Annotated in this window: 20 protein-coding genes, 4 pseudogenes and 1 riboswitch; of the genes and pseudogenes, 16 read left to right on the top strand and 8 right to left on the bottom strand. The window is 63.5% G+C overall.

What is annotated here, in order from left to right; genetic code table 11:
- Positions 1-244 precede the first annotated feature (244 nt).
- From treA to CUJ90_RS32745, 3 genes are all read left to right on the top strand, one after another.
- A complete protein-coding gene (gene treA / locus CUJ90_RS30230; RefSeq protein ID WP_073428464.1) occupies positions 245-1,930 on the top strand; it encodes an alpha,alpha-trehalase TreA in 1,686 nt (561 codons plus the stop codon).
- Positions 1,931-2,050: 120 nt separating this feature from the next.
- Positions 2,051-2,632: an alpha-ketoglutarate-dependent dioxygenase AlkB family protein gene (locus CUJ90_RS30225; RefSeq protein ID WP_073428465.1), complete on the top strand. Its 582-nt coding sequence runs from the start codon at positions 2,051-2,053 to the stop codon at positions 2,630-2,632.
- 247 nt (positions 2,633-2,879) lie between these two features.
- Positions 2,880-3,341, top strand: coding sequence for a hypothetical protein (locus tag CUJ90_RS32745; RefSeq protein ID WP_161553738.1), 462 nt, complete (start codon positions 2,880-2,882; stop codon positions 3,339-3,341).
- Between the two features lie 6 nt (positions 3,342-3,347).
- On the opposite strand, the gene CUJ90_RS30215 is transcribed toward CUJ90_RS32745, so the two are convergent.
- Positions 3,348-3,551, bottom strand: a complete 204-nt coding sequence (locus tag CUJ90_RS30215; protein WP_073428467.1) for a CsbD family protein — start codon at positions 3,549-3,551, stop codon at positions 3,348-3,350.
- A 103-nt stretch (positions 3,552-3,654) separates the two neighbouring features.
- On the opposite strand from CUJ90_RS30215, the gene tnpA reads away from it, so the two are divergent.
- The 5 genes and pseudogenes from tnpA (at position 3,655) to CUJ90_RS30195 (ending at position 7,718) form a co-directional block, all read left to right on the top strand.
- A complete protein-coding gene (tnpA, locus tag CUJ90_RS30210; RefSeq protein ID WP_073428468.1) occupies positions 3,655-4,143 on the top strand; it encodes an IS66-like element accessory protein TnpA in 489 nt (162 codons plus the stop codon).
- Positions 4,119-4,472, top strand: a complete 354-nt coding sequence (gene tnpB, locus CUJ90_RS30205; RefSeq protein WP_114164512.1) for an IS66 family insertion sequence element accessory protein TnpB — start codon at positions 4,119-4,121, stop codon at positions 4,470-4,472. The genes tnpA and tnpB overlap by 25 nt, the downstream gene beginning before the upstream one ends.
- Before the next feature lie 29 nt (positions 4,473-4,501).
- Positions 4,502-6,080: pseudogene (gene tnpC, locus CUJ90_RS30200) on the top strand (IS66 family transposase).
- A 259-nt stretch (positions 6,081-6,339) separates the two neighbouring features.
- On the top strand, positions 6,340-6,912 hold the full coding sequence (locus CUJ90_RS32535) for a hypothetical protein (protein ID WP_073430009.1): 573 nt from the start codon (positions 6,340-6,342) through the stop codon (positions 6,910-6,912).
- 161 nt (positions 6,913-7,073) lie between these two features.
- Positions 7,074-7,718 (top strand): NUDIX hydrolase, encoded by a 645-nt coding sequence (locus CUJ90_RS30195; protein ID WP_114164511.1) that lies wholly within the window; start codon positions 7,074-7,076, stop codon positions 7,716-7,718.
- Positions 7,719-8,099: 381 nt separating this feature from the next.
- Here the strand turns inward: CUJ90_RS30195 and CUJ90_RS30190 are convergent.
- Positions 8,100-8,354, bottom strand: a pseudogene (locus tag CUJ90_RS30190) (phage late control D family protein); the annotation flags it as partial.
- A 2-nt stretch (positions 8,355-8,356) separates the two neighbouring features.
- On the opposite strand from CUJ90_RS30190, the gene aac(6') reads away from it, so the two are divergent.
- Entirely contained in the window at positions 8,357-8,764 is a 408-nt protein-coding gene (gene aac(6') / locus CUJ90_RS30185) for an aminoglycoside 6'-N-acetyltransferase (RefSeq protein WP_073430010.1), read from the top strand.
- 3 nt (positions 8,765-8,767) lie between these two features.
- On the opposite strand, the pseudogene CUJ90_RS30180 reads toward aac(6'), so the two are convergent.
- Positions 8,768-9,010: pseudogene (locus CUJ90_RS30180) on the bottom strand (transposase domain-containing protein); the annotation flags it as partial.
- Between the two features lie 22 nt (positions 9,011-9,032).
- On the opposite strand from CUJ90_RS30180, the pseudogene CUJ90_RS30175 reads away from it, so the two are divergent.
- A pseudogene (locus CUJ90_RS30175) lies at positions 9,033-9,233 on the top strand (transposase domain-containing protein); the annotation flags it as partial.
- Positions 9,234-9,509: 276 nt separating this feature from the next.
- The gene (locus CUJ90_RS30170; protein WP_073429920.1) at positions 9,510-9,896 is read left to right on the top strand and encodes a DUF3022 domain-containing protein; all 387 of its coding nucleotides are present in this window, start codon (positions 9,510-9,512) and stop codon (positions 9,894-9,896) included.
- 38 nt (positions 9,897-9,934) lie between these two features.
- On the opposite strand, the gene CUJ90_RS30165 is transcribed toward CUJ90_RS30170, so the two are convergent.
- The gene (locus CUJ90_RS30165; protein ID WP_073429921.1) at positions 9,935-10,195 is read right to left on the bottom strand and encodes a DUF1488 family protein; all 261 of its coding nucleotides are present in this window, start codon (positions 10,193-10,195) and stop codon (positions 9,935-9,937) included.
- 247 nt (positions 10,196-10,442) lie between these two features.
- Between CUJ90_RS30165 and CUJ90_RS30160 the strand changes: the two genes are divergently transcribed.
- Positions 10,443-11,936: an MDR family MFS transporter gene (locus CUJ90_RS30160; protein ID WP_114164510.1), complete on the top strand. Its 1,494-nt coding sequence runs from the start codon at positions 10,443-10,445 to the stop codon at positions 11,934-11,936.
- A gap of 24 nt (positions 11,937-11,960) precedes the next feature.
- Here the strand turns inward: CUJ90_RS30160 and cobM are convergent, their stop codons facing one another.
- Genes cobM through CUJ90_RS30140 form a run of 4 tightly spaced genes read right to left on the bottom strand, consistent with a single transcriptional unit; the run spans position 11,961 to position 15,805 of the window.
- Positions 11,961-12,686 carry a precorrin-4 C(11)-methyltransferase gene (gene cobM / locus CUJ90_RS30155; RefSeq protein ID WP_073429923.1) on the bottom strand — a complete coding sequence of 242 codons (726 nt, stop codon included), beginning with the start codon at positions 12,684-12,686 and terminating at the stop codon, positions 11,961-11,963.
- 43 nt (positions 12,687-12,729) lie between these two features.
- Positions 12,730-13,452, bottom strand: a complete 723-nt coding sequence (locus tag CUJ90_RS30150) for a cobalt-precorrin-6A reductase (protein WP_114164509.1) — start codon at positions 13,450-13,452, stop codon at positions 12,730-12,732.
- Positions 13,449-14,546, bottom strand: coding sequence for a cobalt-precorrin-5B (C(1))-methyltransferase (locus tag CUJ90_RS30145; protein ID WP_073429925.1), 1,098 nt, complete (start codon positions 14,544-14,546; stop codon positions 13,449-13,451). Before CUJ90_RS30145 ends, CUJ90_RS30150 begins: the two co-directional genes overlap by 4 nt.
- On the bottom strand, positions 14,546-15,805 hold the full coding sequence (locus CUJ90_RS30140; RefSeq protein WP_073429926.1) for a bifunctional cobalt-precorrin-7 (C(5))-methyltransferase/cobalt-precorrin-6B (C(15))-methyltransferase: 1,260 nt from the start codon (positions 15,803-15,805) through the stop codon (positions 14,546-14,548). The genes CUJ90_RS30145 and CUJ90_RS30140 overlap by 1 nt, the downstream gene beginning before the upstream one ends.
- 84 nt (positions 15,806-15,889) lie before the next feature.
- A riboswitch (cobalamin riboswitch) is annotated at positions 15,890-16,068 on the top strand.
- Positions 16,069-16,152: 84 nt separating this feature from the next.
- On the opposite strand from CUJ90_RS30140, the gene cobG reads away from it, so the two are divergent.
- The 4 genes from cobG to cobJ are packed head-to-tail and all read left to right on the top strand — an operon-like array spanning position 16,153 to position 20,711.
- Positions 16,153-17,652: a precorrin-3B synthase gene (gene cobG / locus CUJ90_RS30135; protein ID WP_114164508.1), complete on the top strand. Its 1,500-nt coding sequence runs from the start codon at positions 16,153-16,155 to the stop codon at positions 17,650-17,652.
- Positions 17,653-18,279 (top strand): precorrin-8X methylmutase, encoded by a 627-nt coding sequence (locus tag CUJ90_RS30130; RefSeq protein ID WP_073429927.1) that lies wholly within the window; start codon positions 17,653-17,655, stop codon positions 18,277-18,279.
- Positions 18,280-19,011 carry a precorrin-2 C(20)-methyltransferase gene (locus CUJ90_RS30125; RefSeq protein ID WP_073429928.1) on the top strand — a complete coding sequence of 244 codons (732 nt, stop codon included), beginning with the start codon at positions 18,280-18,282 and terminating at the stop codon, positions 19,009-19,011.
- Positions 19,008-20,711, top strand: coding sequence for a precorrin-3B C(17)-methyltransferase (gene cobJ / locus CUJ90_RS30120; RefSeq protein ID WP_083086372.1), 1,704 nt, complete (start codon positions 19,008-19,010; stop codon positions 20,709-20,711). Before CUJ90_RS30125 ends, cobJ begins: the two co-directional genes overlap by 4 nt.
- The last annotated feature ends 11 nt before the right edge of the window (positions 20,712-20,722 follow it).

The following is a 20,722-nucleotide window of genomic DNA, read 5'->3' as shown; positions in this document are numbered from 1 at the left end:
ATGAAGACCGGCAAGTGGACAAAGCCCGGCCTCGAACACGCGAAGCAACTTCGCATCGTACACAATCAGCGCTTTCGCGTTTGGCGTGCCGCGGACCTCCTGTTTGCGGCGCTCGACAGGACCCGTGGCGCATAGTTTGAAGCCCCCTTCAATCTGTGCGATGCTAGCGACGGCCCAGCAATCGTATGAAATAAGAGTGGGTGTGAGGCAGACCAATCCTGTTGTCCATTCCCCAGGAGGAGACATGATTGTGTCATCGCAATGGCGCGCCATCCGCGCCGCTCGCACGGCTTTCCAGCCTTCGCCCCTTCCCTCTGCGCCGCGTTCCGGAATGAAAAGCCTGCGGCGAGCAAGCGCCGCTTCCAGCTTCGTCTTTCTGCTCGGTCTCGCCGGCGTCTGCCATGCCGACACCCAGGTCGGCAGCACGCTTCCACCCGCGCCCAGTACGCTCTACGGCGACCTGTTCGTAGCCGTGCAAACCGCGCAGATCTATCCCGACCAGAAGACCTTCGTCGACGCGACGCCGAACGCCGACCCCGCCACGATCGTGCAACTGTACGAACAGCAAAAGAGCAATCCCGCCTTTTCGCTGGCGAATTTCGTCAACCAGTACTTCACGCCGCCGAGCGAGCCGGTCATCACGCCGCCCGCGAATCAAACGCTGCGCGAACATATCAACTGGTTGTGGCCCGCGCTCACGCGCACCACCACGAGCGCGCCGCCGAACAGCTCGCTGATTCCCTTGCCGAAGCCCTATGTGGTGCCCGGCGGCCGGTTCCGCGAAGGCTACTACTGGGACACCTATTTCACGATGCTCGGGTTACAGGAATCCGGCCATGAGGATCTCGTCGACAACATGCTCGACAACTTCGCCTACGAGATCGATACCTTCGGCCACATTCCGAACGGCAATCGCACCTACTATCTGGACCGCTCGCAGCCGCCGTTTTTCTCGCATATGGTGGCGCTCGCGGCGAAGGTGGAAGGCAACACCGTCTATCAGAAGTACTTGCCCGCGCTGCGCAAGGAATACGCGTACTGGATGCGGGGCGAGACCACGACGCAACCCGGTCAGGCCACCCGCAACGTCGTCGTGATGCCGGACCGCACGGTGCTCAACCGCTACTGGGATGAACTGGATACGCCGCGTGACGAGTCGTATCTCGAAGACATCAAGACCGCGCAACAGGCCAGCGGCCGCAGCCCGAACGAGGTGTACCGCGAGTTGCGCGCGACCGCCGAAAGCGGCTGGGATTTCAGCTCGCGCTGGTTCGGCGACAACATGACGCTCGCGACGGTGCGCACCACGTCGATCATTCCCGTCGATCTGAACAGCCTGATGTTCCACCTCGAAATCACCATCGCGAAAGGCTGCGGTGCGACGCGCGATTTCCGCTGCGTCGGCGAGTTCGCGCAACGCGCGGCAAAACGCGCGCTCGGCATCAACAAGTACCTGTGGAATGCCAACGGCTACTACGGCGACTACGACTGGCAGCTCGCCAGGCCGCGCGACAACAAGACCGCGGCGATGGTGTTTCCGTTGTTCGTCGGCGCGGCCTGGCCGGAGCGCGCGCAAAAGACCGCGCGGCAGGTGCAGTCCACGTTGCTGCAAGCGGGCGGCCTCGTCACGACGACCTATAACACCACGCAGCAGTGGGATGCGCCGAACGGCTGGGCGCCGCTGCATTGGGTCGCTATCGAAGGCTTGAAACGCTATGGCCAGGATGAGCTTGCCCAGCAGATCGGCACGCGTTTTCTCGCTGACGTGAAGGGCGTTTATGCGTCGGAGAAGAAGCTGGTCGAGAAGTACGTGGTCGAAGGCGCGGGAACCGGTGGCGGAGGCGGCGGCGAATATCCGCTGCAGGACGGCTTCGGCTGGACAAACGGCGTGACGCTCAAGCTGCTCGATCTGTACAGTCCGGGCGAATGAAGGCGGGCAACGCCGCCTGCCCGGGTTCGCCAAAACTACTGTATAAAATCACAGTACAATGACGTGCACGAGGCGCCCGTCGCCGTCCGAACGGGCGCTCGTTACCGCAACGTTGAAATCATGGCGTCCCAGCAAGACCTCTTCGCACCCGAGCCCGTCTCTCTCGTTCGTGACGGCGAAGGCGGGATTCGTTACCTGCCCGAGTCGATCGCGGCCGCCGTCGCACAACGGTGGTTCGAGGAGGCGTTCCGCAATATCGGCTGGCTGAGCCAGCAGCGCGTGATGTACGAGCGCGAAGTCGCGGTGCCGCGTCTGATCGCCACCTTCTCGCGCGACTGCGCGGATTTGCCCGCGCCGTTGAGCGAAGCGTTCGAAGCCGTTCGCGCACTGGTCGGCGCACCGTTCAACCGCGTCGGTCTCAACCTCTATCGCGACGGCAACGACAGCGTCGCGCCGCACGGCGACAAAACGGAAAAGCTCCTGCCCGCGCAGCCGATTGCGATCGTCTCGCTCGGCGCGAGCCGCCGCATGTCGATCCGGCCGAAGGCGCGCGGCGGCCGCACGGTGCATGTGGAACTGGAGGCCGGCAGTTGCATCGTGATGAGCTATGCGTCGCAATTCACGCACGAGCACAGCATTCCCAAGACGCCGGCCGTGACTGAACCGCGTATCAGTCTTGCGTTTCGCTGCTTCAACGGTTGAGCGCACTGCGCGGTGCGGTTCGGTTGCTGGTGGGTCTTACTCCCGGCTCGCAGGCACGCGGTAGGCAACCCGCTTGCTTGCGTGGCACAGCGCCGTCACGACACATGCGGCCAATCGGCGGCGCCAAACGAAAAAAACCCCGGCTGGGGAATCAGTTCCAGCCGGGGCCAACTCTCTCGCTCGCACACGGAAACCGTGCGTGCATCGGCACTGTATCCGCGCCAGTGGCACGGATATATAGGCCGCGTTGGAAGAGACTGTTCCAAGGCAACGTTGCAGCCGCCGCCACCCTGCGCGCCTTTCCCGCGCGGAGCGCCACCCGATCGGGACTTACTGGCTCGCCGGGCGTGCCGGCGCGATGCCGACCGGCGGGGTCACACGCTTTGCCGCGTCGCTGTTACCGGTGCCGCTCGGCGCGGCCGAGTTGCTCATCACGCCGCTGCTGCCCGAACTCATCGTGTCCCTGCTGGTGTTGTCCACGCGCTTGCAACCGCTCGCACCCACGGTCAGCGCGGCGATCGACGCCGCAATCAACGTGCTTCTCAGGATCGAATTCATGACGACTGCCCTCCCCTCCAACTTGTTTTACGCGGCTTCGCGCCACGCCCGGACTTCTGCACGAAGCGCAGCATTGGCCATGCCTGCTTCGCTTGCGAAACAGGCGCGCAGTCGGGTCGAAGATGAAAAGACGATGATCGTCAGTCGATGAGCGGCGTCATTCGTTGGTGGGGTTGCCCGGGTCGGTCTTGCCTTTGCGAATGTTCTCCTTTTGGTCACCCAGGTCTTTCCGGTTTGCGCCGTTCATGATCTGCACGTCGCCCTCGACCTTGCGGTCCTCGTTGCCGGTCACGGCGCCCAACCCCTTGTTGACGAGGCCCTTCAATTGTTCGGCGATACCTTTCGATTGATCGCTGCTCATGCGCTAGCTCCTTGTCCGTATGCGGTCCGCTAACGACGTCCTTGTCTAGAAATCGCTTCACTCTGATGCTACGTGTCCACGTGAACAGCTGGTATCAGAGTGTATGAGTGAGAAACGAGACCTGCGTAGCCGACTGGTCATCGGCCGAAAGCGAGATGGGCGCCGAGAATATGACGATGCTGCGCGAGACGAACTGGTACAGATCTGCTTGCAGCCCGGCGTTTCCATAGCGCGGACCGCCATGGAGCATGGTCTCAATCCGAACCTCCTGCGCAGCTGGATCGCCCGCTACCAGAAGATTCAGGCGCAGCTCGAACACGAGCGAGTCGCCCGAACGCCCGCGATTTCTGACGGCGTCACGATCGACCTCCCCAATCCCCCATCGACGTTCGTGCCGATCGTAGCGGCTATCGCATCGCCGTGCGCACAACCGTCCGAGCCATCACCGTTGCCTTCTTCGATGGCGCTTTCGCTGCACGTGCGTCTATCGAATGGCGTCGAGTTCGATCTCGGCGAGGCAAGCATCGACGAATTGGCCACGGTCATTCAAATGCTCGGGAGGCTGCCGTGTTCCGGTTCGACGAAGGCTTGAAGGTCTACCTGCACCGCGATCCCGTCGACTTCCGATACGGCATGAACAGCCTGTCGATTCTCGTCGAACAGTCGATGCGCTTGAACCCGATGGACGCGTCGCTCTACGTGTTCGGCAATCGACGTCGCGATCGGATCAAGATCCTCGGCTGGGATGGGAACGGATTCTGGTTGCTGATGAAGCGCCTCGAGGTTGATCACTTCACCTGGCCGGACAAGAAAACCGAAGTCGTGACGATGACGACGGAGCTGCTGCACGCGTTGCTCGACGGTGACGACATTACCACGGTCCAGCGGCATCCGACGCGGAAATATTTACGCGTGAGCTGAACATCGATCGGCATGCCTGTCCAATCAGCATGCCGATTCAAGTCACCGTCACCGCCGATGAACTCGCCGCGCTGCTCGCGATTCGTGAGCAGCACGCAGCACTTCAGCAAGAGCGAGACGAACTGCGTAGCATGGTGCGTCTCGTGACGGCGGAGCGCGACTTGGCCGAAGAACGACTGCGCTCTTACCGTCGCGAGCTGTTCGGCGCGAAGAGTGAAGCACGGGACTCCGATCAGCTCGGCCTGTTCAACGAGGCCGAAGCGCTGGGCGCAAACGCGACGCCCGCGCAGGAAGATGCCCCCGATACGACGGTCGCCGCCCATACACGCAAGAAGCGCGGTCATCGCAAGCCGCTCGATCCCAGCCTGCCGCGTGACATCGTACGGCACGAACTACCCGAAGTCGAACGCTTCTGTGCGAACGACGGTCACGCGCTCGTCGAGTTCGGCGTAGAGATCAGCGAACAGCTCACGGTAATCCCTGAGCAGCTTCGGGTGATCCAGCACCAGCGCGAAATATGCGTGCCCGTGCTGTGAGCTCGGCATCAAGGTGACGCCGGCGCCGCCACGTATCATCCCCCGCGGACTGTTGAGCGAATCGGCGCTCGCGTGGATTGCCACCGGCAAGTATCAGTTCGGCATGCCGCTGTATCGGCAAGCGGGTCTGCTGCGCCGCTTCGGTGGCGATATCTCGTCGAACACGATCGCCGCCAGCATGGTCCGCGTCGGCCTCGCAACACAGCCCGTGATCAACCTGGTGCGCGACGTGCTGCTGGATACTGAGCTGATCTACTGCGACGAGACGACGCTCCAGGTGCTGAAAGAAGAAGGCCGCCGTGCGCAAACGAAAAGTTACCTGTGGGCGCAAATGACGGATTCGGGTGTGCTCATCCGCTGCTTCACCTATACACCGGGGCGTGGTGCCAAGTTAGGAGACAAGCTGTTCACCGGCATCCGTGCGGGCGCGGTTATGATGACCGACGGCTACGAACCCTACAACGACATTGCCGAGCGTCATCAGCTCGTGCACCTGGGATGTTGGGTTCATGTGAGACGGTACTTCGTCAAAGCGGAAGACAGCGTGCCGAAGGCGGCACGCACGCCTCATCTGCTCGCGACGCGCTTCATCAAGCTGATCGGCAAGCTGTTCGCGGCCGAAGCGCGTAGAGAAACATGGTCGGCATCGCGACGACAGCGATTGCGACGACGTTACAGCGCGCGCGTGCTCGCCGCAATCCACACGCTGATGGTCGAGCAGTCGCCTGGTGTCACGCCGAAGAGCCTGCTCGGCAAGGGTCTGACCTATCTGCGCTCGCAGTGGCCGAAACTCATCCGCTACGTCGAAAATGGCGACTGGCCCATCTCGAATAACCCGTGCGAAAACGCGATCCGGCCGTTCTGCGTCGGGCGTCGTGGATGGTTGTTCAGCGATACGGTCGATGGTGCGAACGCGAGTGCCAATCTGTACTCGCTCGTCGAGACCTGCAAGGCCAACGGCATCGACCCGTATCGCTATCTCACCTGGCTGTTCCAACGCCTCCCGCTGGCGACCACCGTCGACGACTACGACGCGCTGCTACCCTGGAAAATGCCGGCCGACCTGCGCTGATCCACTTCCTTACCGCACCTCAGCCGCTCCACCGATTTACTCTGAGGGACGTCGTTCGGGGATCGCAGTTTGGATCGCCGCATGCAACTCACTTATTACGTGTAATTGAGTGTAATCGATCTTCCGCGCGCGAGCTGCTATATTTTTTGTGCGCAAGCTTTCTTATTTTGCGCTGTGAATTCAAGCGGATTTGAATTTTTCGCCAAAATCATGATGGCTAGGTCGCATTCGTCGTCAAATTGAAAACCGGAGAATGAAAATGTCAAATTATGTGCAATATGGCACCAATATCCGAATTAGCAATCTTTACGGAGGCGAAGGTAATCCCAGCTATCTCGGCATCAATACCAAACAGACTACGAGTATAACTAGCGCCCTGGACCCCATTGGAACGTACAAGTCATTTAGCGATTATGTAAATGAAACGCAATGGACAATAGGGTTGGTGGAATCCTCTGGTGATGGTAGCTCCGTTTATAGTGGCGATACGATTACCCTGGTAAATGCTAGTGATGGTGGTAATTTGGCATTATTCAACAGCTATCCCCCGAGCGATTCCGGCTACCCCGTGGCAACAACCACTGATACGGACGATGCTCTGGTTACTATCAACTGGACCATCATTATTACCACCAAAAAAAGCGGCAAAGATGTCGGCTTAAATTACGAGGACAACATAATTTTGGTGGCTAATTTTAATACTTTGGCAGGCGTTCTGGACACCAACGGCGCAGGTAATAATAAGCCCTTCCAATATTTGGTCACGGGTTCGCGTCTCGCCAATCGTGACGGCGGTAGCGGCACATGGAAGGTACTCACAGTGCAGGGCTGAGCTTAAATTTCGTGAACCTCAATTGTTGGGGACACTGATGGCGGGCGTAGCCCGCCATCGGCAGAGCGGAAATAGATCGGTCAAATCTCGCAACATCGATTGTTCGGCAGCCGAATCAATGCCGAACGACATCGTGCGTAAAATCAAATTGTGGAGGCATCATGGCTTCTGTTTATGCCGTCTTATACGATAAGAGCGGTACGTTTCTAATGGCTAAAAAGCAGATGAAGTCATACTATACCCAAGCCGACGGGGGGAAGGTCAATGCGCTTGGGTGGACGATAAATAGCGGCCCTGGAGAATATGCATTGCCTGGAGGCAAGTTAGAGGAACCTAACATCGAGGACGGTGCTAGGCGCGAGTTCTGGGAGGAAACTGGATTCAATTTGCCGCTTAGCCCCGATAATAATCCGCCGAGAACAGTGAAATTCAATGTGAAGGGTGGGGCATTGCCGCCCAATGCAACGAGCTTTGCTTTTTCGGCAGTATATTTTTGCGCAAGCGAAGAAGATGTGGAAAATGCGTGGAGCAATATATCAGAAATCGCCCTACCTAATTCTAGGGATATTGCCGGGGCAATTATGCGCAGGGACATTAAAACGTATTCAGAGATAACTTTATATGCAAGGAAGCATGGTATAAAAAAATGGCCGGCTGATAACGAGCTGAAATGGGTTTGGCGCTGGAGTTTTTCTAATAAAAATGACTGGGCCAAGATAGAATCAATGAAGAACGATGATAATATAGGTTGGTACTACTGCATTTTGGAGTATTTGTGTTTTCACATTCTCAATCGCAAGGTGTAAGGTTTTCAGGTGAATATTACTTTCAGAATTTAAATGCAGGCGCAAGGGGTTTGTGCGGATGTTCACGCCAAATGTCGCGAAAGAACTCTCGTCGAGTCACTCGATATTCTCATTATCTTTGGCGCGGGCGCCGTGGACATCTCGTCGGTGGGATCGAGTTGTGGCACTGCACGCGGCATTGACGATCCTTACGTGCAACCATTCGTCGTAATCGGCGGGCCTGAAAATCGCCACAGGCAGTGTTTTATCATCGGATTCATGCATGCGGGCCGTAACAGGATGTCCGTCTGCAAAAGCAGTCAAACAGTTGTATCAGCGTTACTCCGTTCGGCACCTCAAAGTGCCTTAACTGAACGGCATTACCGCATGTGCGGGCTTTTTCTATCGGCTTCTCTTCCGGAAGTGTGACCGATGCCGATCTGTCGTCGGATCGTCGCGCACTTCCAATTCGAGTTGTGACGTGAAGCCAGCGTCGCCGGTAATCGTGTGCGTGACCTGTTTCACGAGCCACGGCGTTTCATCGATATCCGGTTTGAAGCCCACGACAGTGACGGGCATTTCTGGAAACAGCTCGGCACGGCCAAGCGCGAGCGCGTAAGACATGGTCGCCTGGCTGCGCTTGACGCGAGTCAGCTCATATGCTCTGGCCACATGCAAGTGTAGATGACCATGTACGAGAAACTAAGCAGTTGCTTGCCGAGCCTGATCGTTACGCGATGGTTATCGCCGTCTCATCCCAAGGTGAGGCGCTCGGCTTTGCTGAGGCTGCGATACGACGCGACTACGTCAACGGCTGTGACACCTCGCCGGTGCTTTTTCTCGAAGGCATTTACGTAGTCCACGGTATGCGTCACCAAGGTATCGCGAGTTTGTTGCGTACATCGATCGAACAGTGGGGCGCTTCGCATGGATGCGCAGAATTTGCTTCTGATACGTCTATCGACAACGTGGATGCGCAAGCTTTACACCGTGCACTCGGCTTTGATGAGACTGAGCGAGGCGTGTTTTTCCGGAAGCGTTATTTGACTCGCGCATTTCGTCGTTGAGATTCAATTCGCGGTGACCTGCTCTCCGCGTTTGGTCCGGTGACAGTGTAGAGTCCGTTCCAGAGTGTTCCAGGACAGGAGCGCCGCGTAGTCGTCGGCAGTATTCGCCAGAGGCAACTTCTGGAACAACGTGATCAGGTAACGATAGGGATCGATGACGTTGGCCTTGGCCGTCTCGACCAGCGAGTAGAGATTCGCACTCGACTGCGCACCAGCAACCGTATCGGCGAACAGCCAGCCCCGGCGCTTATGGAAAGGCTTTCCTAAGCGTCGCGGGTGGCTGTTCTCGGACACCGTCGACGGCGCGAACGCGAGCGCCAACCTGTACTCTCTCGTCGAAACCTGCAAGGCCGGCGGTATCGATCCGTATCGCTATCTCACCTGGCTGTTCCAGCGTCTCCCGCTGGCGAAGACCGTCGACGACTACGACGCGCTGCTTCCGTGGAAAATGCCGGCCAATCTCCGCTGACCCGCACCGCTACCACACCTCACGCGTTCTGCCACCTTACGCTGAGGGGCGTCGTTCGTGGATCGCTTACCCTTGTCCGCGATGTCGATGAAAAAACAGCCCATGCGACGCAGCAACGCCCGTACCCGCCTGTGACCCGACCGTGACCGGGGCGCTCATCTGCTCATCTTCAGGAGGAATGCGCGTTGCTCATTCAACGAGACATGCGCGGGTCCGGGTTGAACCACGCGGCAGTCCGCGCGACGTGCACCGACGGCGAGCCGCGAGGAGGAAGCAATGATTCAAACCGAACTGGAGCAACGCATCGAGGAAATCGAACTAGCGCTGGCGGGCATTTTCGAATCGCCGAAAGCGCCGCGCGTCAGCAGCTACGACGAAGGCGCGCGTCTTTTCATTCAGCTTTCATGGGTGATGGAATCGCATCGCGATACCTCGCTCGATGCGCGTTGCATCGTGACGATCGCGTTCACCAAGCCGCAGATCAGCCGCTATGCCGCGTTGGATACGGCACAGCGCCGAGTGTTTCAGGAGCGTCTGAGCGCATGGGTGCGCGCGGCGTTCAGCGAGCGCCAGAGTCCGCCGGAACTGCAAGGCGATTGCGCGGTGGAACTGGCGGCCCACGATGGATTGTTCGACGTGCCGCCAGCGCCGTCCTCTTATTAACGTGGCTCGCCTCGCGCGACGCCTGTCGCCGCCAGGTGTCAGTTGAAGTCCCCCGTCTCGAGTTCCACCGACTGTCCGCCGTTCTTCTGGAGCACCTTGCGCGTGGCGTTTTCTATTCGCGCGCGATTCGCCTCGAAGGTGCCGACGAGATCGTGAGCCGAGGTGCCGCCGTTGCCGAAGTGGTCGTTCAGCGCATCCAGTGACACGCTGCACCAGACGTCGGCTCCATCCACATTGGCTTCGAAGGCGACGCGCGCCGCTGCCACCACTTCGCGGCGTCCGGTGAATTCGATCCTCATCATGAACCTCCATTTGTCGAAAGAAAGCCTTGCGAATGCAAGCGCTGTGCCAAACCGGCGTTGTTTCCGATGTCGCTTCTGGCGTGGTTTCTTAGTTGCAAGCCGGCGGTCCCAGGCTCAGCGCGAATTCCTCGCAAGGCGCATACTTCACGTCGGCCGCCCTCGAACGGCCTGCTGTCGTGTCGCGGCGCGCATGCCGATTGTCATGCCGCCCGACGCCCAACATCCTAATACTAACCCTCGCCCCATGTCCCGCAGCCTGCAATCATCGCGCCGCCTCGTCATCGCCGCCGTCATGGCTTCGATGGCGATGGTCGCCATCGAAGCCACCATCGTTTCCACCGCCATGCCGCAGATCGTCGCGCAACTCGGCGACCTGCATCTGTATAGCTGGGTGTTCTCGTCGTTCCTGCTCACGCAGACCGCGATGACCGTGGTGTTCGGCAAGCTCGCCGATCTGTACGGACGCAAGCCCATCGTGCTGATGGGCATCGCGATCTTTCTGCTCGGCTCGGTGCTGGCCGGCTTCGCGTGGTCGATGCCCGCGATGATCGCGTTCCGCCTGATTCAAGGCGTTGGCGCGGGCGCGATCCAGCCGGTCACGCTGACCATCGTCGGCGACCTGTATCCGGCGCGCGAACGCGGCAAGGTGCAAGGCTATCTCGCCAGCGTGTGGGCGATTTCGGCGGTGGTGGGTCCGATGGTGGGCGGCTTCATCATTCACAACATCTCGTGGGCCTGGATCTTCTGGATGAACGTGCCGATCGGGCTTGCGTCCGCGGCGGGTTTCATCGCGTTCCTGCGCGAATCGGAGCGGCATGCGCGGCCGTCGATCGACTTCGGCGGCGCGGCGCTCTTCATGGCGGCGATCGCCGCGCTCATGATGGCGCTGACCTTCGCCGGCGACGACGAGCTTGCCCGGGCCTCGCTGGCGGGCGGCGTCTTCGTACTGTGCGTGTTGCTGTTCGTCTGGCAGGAGCGGCGCGCGGCGGAGCCGATGATTTCCTTCGCGCTCTGGAGCCGCCGCCCGATTGCCGCATGCAACGGCGCGACGCTGCTCTCCGGCATGATCCTGATGGGCGCGACCACCTTCCTGCCGATGTACGTGCAAGGCGTGCTGCATCGCTCGCCGGTGATCGCGGGCCTCTCGCTCACCATGATGATGGTGGGCTGGCCCGTCGGCGCGACGCTCGCGGCCAAGTCGTTTCACCGCATCGGCCTGCGCCGCATTCTGGTCGGCGGCAGCGCGTTCGTGCCGCTCGGCGCGGTCTTGCTGCTGTTTCTGTCGCCTGGCGGCTCGCCGCTCGTCGCGGCATTCGGCTCGCTGGTGATGGGCTTCGGCATGGGCACCTCGAGCGTCGGTTCGCTGGTGCTGATCCAGGAAATCGTCCGCATGGACGAACGCGGCAGCGCGACGGCGTCGAATCTGTTCTCGCGCAATCTCGGCAGCACGCTGGGCGCGACGCTGTTCGGCGCGGTGCTCAACTTCGGCCTCAGTCACGCGAAGGATGCGGTCGCGGTCACCTCGGATCAACTGAAGGCGCTGCTGCAAAATCAGGCGGCGAGCCTCGTCAACAGCGACATGACCCGCATGGTGCTGCACGAGTCGCTGCACCTCACCTTCGTCTCGATCTTCGCGATCTCGATCTTCATGGTCCTGCTGCTGACGCTGGTGCCGGCGATTCACCTCGGCGCGGACCGCAAGATGCCGAACGAAGCCTTGGCGCCGATCGAGGACTGACGCCGCCGCGCATCCGGTGGCCGGTCAGTTTTTCGCGTACAGCGTCGACTCCGCGAAGCCTTCGGCGGCGAGCACCTGGCCCACCAGAATCAGCGCGGTCCGCTCGATATTCGCCGACTGCACCTTGCCGAGAATATCGTCGAGCGTGCCGGTGATTTTTTCCTCATCGGGCCAGCTCGCGCGGTAGATCACCGCGATCGGACAAGCGCCGCCGTAGTGCGGACGCAATTCATCGACGATGCGCGCGAGATGCCGCACGCCCAGGTGAATCGCCATCGTCGCGCGGTGTTTCGCGAGGTCGGCGAGTTGCTCGCCTTCCGGCATGGTGGTTTTGCTCGCATAGCGCGTGAGGATCAGCGTCTGCGAAATATCGGGCAGCGTGAGTTCGCAACCGAGCGCCGCTGCGCACGCGGCCGTGGCGGTCACGCCCGGCACGATCTCGTAGGGAATGTTCAACTCGCGCAATCTGCGGATCTGCTCGCCGATCGCGCCGTACAGGGACGGGTCGCCGGAATGCACGCGCGCCACGTCGTGGCCCTGGCCGTGTGCGTCCTTGAGCAAGGCGACGATCTGATCGAGGTCGAGCTCGGCGGTGTTGACCACTTGCCGCGCGGCATGGCCCTCAAGCACCGCGGCCGGCACGAGCGAGCCCGCATACAGAATCACCGGGCACGTGCGCACGAGGCGCTGTCCTTTCACCGTGATCAGTTCGGGATCGCCGGGGCCCGCGCCGATAAAAAACACCGTCATTCAACACTCCATGATTCATTGCGGCATGCGATGCATGCGCGGTTCAAACTGCGATTCGCAACGCTTCGAGCAGATCGGCCACGCGTTCGAATTCACGATCCACGGCGGGCAACGGCGGGCGGCGCAGCATGACAACGGGCACACCGCGTTCGCGCGCCGCTTCGAGCTTCGCTTCGGTCGCGCCGCCGCCGCTGTTCTTGCTGACCACCACGTCGAACGCTTCGGCGGCGAACAACGCGCGCTCGCCTTCGAGCGTGAAGGGTCCGCGCGCCGCCAGAATTCGCGCCCGCGCATTGCCTTCGTGCGGATCGAGACAGCGCACGGTCCAGAACTGATGCGCCGGAATGTCGTCGAGATGCGCGAGCGGTTCGCGTCCCAATGTAAATAGCGGACGCTCGAACGCAGCAAGCGCCGCCGTAAGCTCGGCCCAATCGCCGACCCTGCGCCAATCGTCGCCGGCTTGCGGCTGCCAGCCCTCGCGGCGCAGCGCCCAGCACGGCACGCGCGCCGCGCGGCTCGCCGTGACGGCGTTCGCGCTGATTTGCGCGGCGTAGGGATGCGTCGCGTCGATCACGAGCGCGATGCGTTGCGCCTCGATATAGCGCGCCATCCCTTCGCTGCCGCCGAAGCCGCCCACGCGCACCGTACACGCGAGATCGTCGGGCACCTTGCCGAGACCCGCGAGACTGTACACGTGCTCACGGCCGAGTTGCCGCGCAATCCGCAACGCGTCGCCGGTGCCGCCGAGCAGCAGGACACGCGTCATTGCGCGGCTCCGATCAGATTGCCCTGGCGGTCGATCGCGAACATTTCGACGTTGACCTGCGGCGGCACGATAGCGCGCGCCACTTCAAGCGCATGCCGGCAGACGATGTCGCCGAGCGGCACGTTTTGCGCCCGCGCCAATGCGACCGCCTGCTGGCTCGTATTGGCCGCGCGAATCGCCGCCTGCAACGCGTCGTCGGCGCCGTCTTCGGCGGCCCAAACGGCGAGCCGTTCCAGATCGATGCTCGAATTGCGGCTATGCAGATCGAGATGCCCCGCCGCGAGTTTGCTGAGCTTGCCGAAGCCGCCGCATACGCTCAACCGCTCGACCGGCGCGCGCTTCATATGCTTGAGCACCGCGCCGACGAAGTCGCCCATCTCGATCAGCGCGATATCCGGCAGGCCGTAATGCGCGCGCATCGCGTCCTCGCTCGCGTTGCCGGTGCAGGCGGCGAGATGCGTGTAGCCGTTCGCGCGCGCGACGTCGATGCCCTGATGGATCGACGCGATATAGGCCGAGCACGAGAACGGCCGCACGATGCCGGTAGTGCCGAGAATCGACAGGCCGCCGAGTATGCCCAGGCGCGGGTTCATCGTCTTGAGCGCGAGCGCCTCGCCGTCTTCGACGCCGATCGTCACCTCGAAACCGCCTGCGTAGCCGTGCTCGGCGGCGAGGTCGGTGAGATGGTCGGTCATCATCTTGCGCGGCACCGGGTTGATCGCGGGCTCGCCGACCGGCAGCGTCAGTCCCGCGCGCGTCACCGTGCCGACGCCGGGCCCCGCGCGAAAAATCACACCCGGTTCGGTCAGCAGCCGCACGCGGGCGAACACAATCGCGCCGTGCGTCACGTCGGGATCGTCGCCGGCATCTTTCACGGTGCCCGCTTCCGCGCCGCCCGCGCCGTCAGCGATGAAGCGGCAGTACACCAGCGGCATCGGCACATGCTGGCCTTTCGGCAAGACGATTTCCGCAACCTCGCTGACGACGCCCGCGAGCAGCAGACGCGCCGCCGCGAGCGACGTCGCGGTGGCGCAACTGCCGGTCGTATAGCCGCTACGCAGCGGCGCGGGTTGTTCGGGCGTTTCTTCGCGCATTACGGTTGTCGCCGTGATTCGGATGACGTCGCGATGGCGGCCGTATCGGTTTCACGCGCGGCCTTCGTCACGTCCAGCAACGTGATCGGCAACGCCTGGCGCCACGTATCGAAGCCGCCGAGCGGTTGCGCGTCGGCCAGCGCGATGCGTGTGAGCGTGCCGCCATGTTGCTCGCGCCAGGCCGCGAGCGCCGCCTCGCCTTGCAAGGTGACCGCGTTGGCGACCAGCCGGCCGCCGTCGCGCAGACGCGCCCAGCACGTCTCCAGCACGCCCGCCGCCGTCGCGCCGCCGCCGATGAACACGGCGTCCGGCGCCGGCAGCCCTTGCAGCGCTTCGGGTGCGCGCCCGGCCACGAGTTGCAGACCCGGCACGCCCAGCGCGTCGCGATTGTGCTCGATGAAACGCTGCCGCTCCGCGTGCCCTTCAATCGCGATCGCGCGGCAGGTCGGATGCGCGCGCATCCATTCGATGCCGATCGAGCCGCTGCCCGCGCCCACGTCCCACAGCAATTCGCCGGGCGTCGGCGCGAGGCGCGCCAATGTGATCGCGCGCACGTCGCGCTTGGTCAACTGGCCGTCGTGGCGGAAAGCGTCGTCGGGTAAGCCGCAGGTCAGCGGCAGACGCGGCGCGCCTTCGGTCGCGCGGCATTCGAGCGCGATCAGATTCAACGCGGCGACATCGGGAGCGGACCACTGATCGGCGCGGCCGTCGATGCGACGTTCCAGCTCGCCGCCCAGATGTTCCAGCACGATCATGCGGGTCGCGCCGAAGCCGCGCGCATTCAGCAGTTCGGCCAACGCCGCGGGCGTGCGCCCATCGGCGCTCAACACGAAGACGCGCGCGCCGTCGTGCAAATGCGCGTTCAGCGCGGGCAGCGGCCGCCCCACCAGCGACACGGTCGCGACCTCCTGCAACGGCCAGCCGAGCCGCGCCGCCGCCAGCGACAGCGACGACGGCGCGGGCAGCACCCGCAACTCGCCGGCCGGCAACTGCCGCGCGAGCGTCGCGCCGACGCCGAACAGCATCGGATCGCCGCTCGCCAGCACGCATACGGAAGCGCCGCGCTCGGCCAGCAACGGCGCGAGATCGAACGGCCGCGGCCATGCCGCGCGGCGCGCGGCGAGGCGCGCGGGCAGCATCGCCAGATGACGCTCGCCGCCGTAAATCACCGACGCCTCCAGCAACGCACGCCGCGCGGGCCGTCCCAAACCGGCGAAGCCGTCATCGCCCATGCCCACCACCGTCAGCCACGCAGGCATGCATCCATCCTCATTCTGTGTCTTCAAATCATGCGCTGTGCCACGCCGGTCAAAGCGTCCAGCCTCGTTGTGCTGTCCGAAAAAAGGCATAATACAGCCGCCGGTGCCCTTCGGGGCCGAAGAGGGAACACAGTGCCACTGTGGCTGCCCCCGCAACTGTATGCAGCGAGTCCGTTTGCGCTCCGCGCCACTGGTTTCACCGGGAAGGCAGCGGCGGACCATGACCTGCCAGCCAGGAGACCTGCCGGCGAGACTGTTCGTGCCAGCCTGCATCGGGCGGGGTGTACCGATGCCGCAGCAATGCCCGCCTCACGGCTTGCTCGGGCTTTCGCGCGACGCTAAACCCGGTGTCCGTCTTGAATCAAGTTTCGCCCTCCACCGTTTTGCCCGACGCGGCCCCAGCGCCACGGCCCTCGGCGTGTCCGGGGCTGCTGCGCATCGTCGCCGCGCGCGACGGCGGCATCTGCCGGATCAAGCTGCCTGGCGGCGAGTTGAGCGCCGCGCAGGCCGAGGCGATTGCCGAGGCGAGCGCGCGGCATGCGGCCGGCGTGATCGAGTTGACCAATCGCGCGAACCTGCAGGTGCGCGGCGTGCGTGGCGGCGAGGCAGCGGCGTTGAGCGCGGCGTTGGTGGCGGCGGGGCTTGGGCCCGATGGAGCGGCGCCCGACGCGGCGGCTGGTTCGGATGCGATGGCGAAGCGCGCCGCGCCGGCTTCCAACTCGCTCCGCGCGGCGGCCGCCGACGACGTGCGCAACGTGATGATCAGCCCCGCCGCCGGGCGCGATCCCTTCGCCTTGTTCGACACGAGGCCGCTGTGCGCCGAACTGCTGGCGCTGCTGCAAGGCGAAGCGCGCTTCGCGGCGTTGTCGCCGAAATTCGCGCTGCTGGTGGATGGCGGCGAGCGCCTGGCGAGGCTCGATCATCCGCATGACATGTGGCTCGCGGCGTCGCAAGTTCGTGACGGTGTGCGGTTCGTGTTCGGTCTTGCGGGTTGCCCGCCAGCGGTGGCGTTACCGCAAAACCCGGCTGCCGGTTGCGATGACTCGACACAAGCTCGTCGCGTGGACGACGCAGGCGCATTAGCCGCCGTGTCGTCATCGCAAGTCCCTGCGCTTGTCCGCGCGCTGCTGCACTCGTTTCTCGACCTCGCCGCCGCCGACGCCACGCGCATGCGTCACCTGCTCGCCGCGCGTTCCGTCGACGCCGTATTGCAGCGCGCGCAAACGTATGTCGATTTCCCGCTGTCACGCGACGCGTCGCTCGCGTCCTGGCATCGCGCGACACCGGCCGATGCCGCGCGTCGTCTCGGCGCGCACGCCCAACGCACGACGGAGACCTGGCACGTAGGCGGCCAGCCGCCGCTAGGCCGCCTCGACGCCGCCACCCTGCATGCCCTCGCCGCGCTCGCACGACAGCAAGGCAACGGCACGCTGCACGTCACGCCGTGGCAAAGCGTGCTGCTGACCGACATCGCGGCGCACGCCGTGCCAGCCGTGCTGACCGCACTGAACACGCTGGGCCTCGCCTGCGATGCCACGCAAGCCATCACGCGTCTGATCGCCTGCGCGGGCTCGCCAGGCTGCGCGAAAAGCCTCGCCGACACCAAGGCCGACGCACTGCGGCTCGCCGCGCGCTTGCCCGAGAACGTCGAGGTCCATCTGAGCGGCTGCCCGCGCTCGTGCGCCGCCGCGCATCGTGCGCCGTACACACTGCTGGCTGTGTCGCCCGGCACTTACGACCTTTATCGACGCGACGACGGCCACTCGGATTTCGGCCAGTGCGTCGCGCGCCAACTGACGATCGACCAGGCCGCCGACCTGCTCGACCACCTGGCCCGGAGCCCATAGATGCTTGATTACATTCGCGACGGTCAGGAGATCTATCGCCAATCCTTCGCGACGATCCGCGCGGAAGCCGATTTATCGCGCATCCCCGCGGACCTGGAAAAACTCGCGGTGCGCGTGATTCACGCGTGCGGCATGGTGGATATCGTCGACGCCCTGCAATTTTCCGCAGGCGCGGGCACCGCGGGCCGCACGGCGCTCGCGCAAGGCGCGCCGATTCTCTGCGATGCCGGCATGGTCGCGCAAGGCATCACGCGCGCGCGGCTGCCCGCGAACAACGAAGTGATCTGCACGCTCACCCACGACGACGTACCGGCGCTCGCTCGCGAACTCGGCAACACGCGCTCGGCCGCCGCGCTCGAATTGTGGCGTCCGCGACTCGCGGGCAGCGTCGTCGTGATCGGCAATGCGCCGACCGCGCTCTTTCATTTGCTCGACATGCTCGATGCCGGCGCGCCGAAGCCCGCGCTGATTCTCGGTTTTCCGGTGGGCTTCGTCGGCGCGGCCGAATCGAAGGCGCTGCTCGCGGACGACAGCCGCGGCGTGCCCTACGTGGTGGTGCACGGCAGACGCGGCGGCAGCGCGATGGCCGCCGCCGCCGTGAACGCGCTCGCGACGGAGGTCGAATAAATGACCGTGCAAGGACGTTTGTTCGGACTCGGCGTCGGCCCCGGCGACCCTGAACTCATCACGCTGAAGGCGCTGCGTCTGCTGAAAGCGGCGCCCGTGGTCGCGTATTTCGTCGCGAAGGGTAAGAAAGGCAACGCGTTCAGCATCATCGAAGCGCATTTGCACGACGCGCAGCAGCATCTGCCGCTCGTGTATCCGGTCACCACCGAAGCGCTCGAACCGCCGCTCTCGTATGAAGCGATCATCGCCGACTTCTACGACACGGCGGCGGAGATCGTCGCCGGTCATCTCGATGCGGGCCGCGACGTGGCCGTGATTTGCGAGGGCGATCCGTTTTTCTACGGCTCCTATATGTATTTGCACGACCGGCTCGCGGCGCGCTACGAGAGCGAAGTCGTGCCCGGCGTGTGCTCGATGCTCGGCGGCGCCGCCGTGCTCGGCGCGCCGCTCGTCTATCGCAACCAGAGCCTCTCCGTGCTCTCGGGCGTGCTGCCCGAGGACGAATTGCGCCGCCGTCTCGCCGATGCCGACGCCGCCGTCGTGATGAAACTCGGCCGCAATTTCGACAAGGTGCGGCGCGTGCTGGGCGAACTCGGTCTCGCGCGGCGCGCGCTTTACGTCGAGCGTGCGACGATGGGCAATCAGCGCATCGTGCCGCTCGCGGAAGTCGATCCGATGGCGTCGCCGTATTTCTCGCTGCTCGTCGTGCCGGGGGAAAAATGGCAAGGATGACGCCACCCGCGATCGTGATTCTCGGCGCGGGCGCGTTGACGACCGCGCGGCGCATTCAAGCTTTGTACGCGAATAGCCAGGTGCATGGGTTGCAGGGACGCGTCGCGGCCGATGTCTCGTACAGCGAACTCGGCGCGCATCTGCGCGAGTTGTATGCGCGCGGCACGCCGATCGTCGCGTTGTGCGCGGCGGGCATCGTGATTCGTTGCGTCGCGCCGTTGCTCGCGAACAAGGGCGCGGAGCCGCCGGTGCTGGCCGTCGCGGAGGACGGCAGCGCGGTCGTGCCCTTGCTCGGCGGTCTCGCCGGCGTCAACGTGATGGCGCGCGTGATTGCCGCCGCGTTGGCCGTGTCGCCGGCGATCACGACGAGCGGCGAATTGCGCTTCGGCACCTGCGTGCTCAATCCGCCCGAAGGCTATGCGCTCGCCGATCTCGGCCAAGGCAAACGCTTTGTGTCCGATCTGCTGGCCGGCGAGAGCACGCGGATCGAAGGCGAAGCGCCGTGGCTCGACGATGCGCAGTTGCCGCGCTCGGCATCGGCGCGTCTCGCGATTCGCGTGACGCCGCGAGCGTGGAGCGGACGTGATGACGAACTGGTGATTCATCCGCGCAGTGTGGTGGTGGCGGTGTCGGGTGCGGGTGCGGAGATCGAAGCGCGCGTGCGTGAGGCGCTGGATGCGCAGGGTCTTGCGGTGCTTTCTCTCGCGGCGTTGCTGGCTTCGTCTGAACACATGGCGGACCAGGCGCTCGCTCAGGCCGCCGCCAGTCTGAACGTGCCGCTGCGTTTCACTCAAACGCATCCCGAAGACGGCGAGCGGCCCAGCAACCTGCTGCATGCCGCGCTGCGCATTCCCTACGAAACGCTGCATGACGACGCGACTAGCGGCGTCGCGCTCGCAGTGGCGCCGTTGGCGATCGATCCCGACACGATCGGCCGCGCACGCGGCCGTCTGACGGTGATCGGCCTCGGCCCCGGCAGCGCCGATCTGATGGCGCCCGCCGCGCGCGCGGCGCTGAACGAAGCGACCGATATTCTCGGCTACGACACCTACGTGAAAATGGCCGGCCCGTTGCGCGCGGATCAGCGCGTGCATGGCACCGACAATCGCGAGGAAATGCAACGCGCGCGTCACGCGTTCGAACTGGCGAGCATGGGACGCTCGGTGGTGATGGTGTCGTCCGGCGATCCGGGCGTGTTCGCGATGGCCGCCGCGGTGCTCGAAGCGCTCGACGCCGAGCGGAACGCGCAGTGGCACGCGGTCGACCTGTCGATCGTGCCGGGCGTGTCGGCGGCGATGGCCACCGCCGCGCAAGCCGGCGCGCCGCTGGGTCACGACTTCTGCATGCTGTCGCTGTCCGACAATCTGAAGCCGTGGACGATCATCGAAAAGCGTCTAAGGCACGCGGCCGAAGCCGATCTGGTGATGGCGTTCTATAACCCGATCTCGCGCGCGCGTCCGTGGCAACTGGATAAGGCGCTGGACATCGTGAGGGAATATCGCGCCGCGACCACCAAGGTGGTGCTTGGCCGCGATATCGGCAGGCCGGGCGGCACGCTGCGCACGATCGCGCTCGGCGAACTGCGCTCGTCCGACGTGGATATGCGGACGATGGTGATCGTGGGCTCATCGACCACGCGGGGCTTCGCCAAAAACGCCGAAGGCGGCGAATGGATTTATACCCCGCGCTGGTACGAGTGAATCGATCCAGA

The sequence above is a fragment of the Paraburkholderia terricola genome, from assembly GCF_003330825.1.
GTDB lineage: Bacteria > Pseudomonadota > Gammaproteobacteria > Burkholderiales > Burkholderiaceae > Paraburkholderia > Paraburkholderia terricola.
Note: the sequence above shows the minus strand (reverse complement) of the source record. Positions and strands in the feature narration are given on the sequence as shown.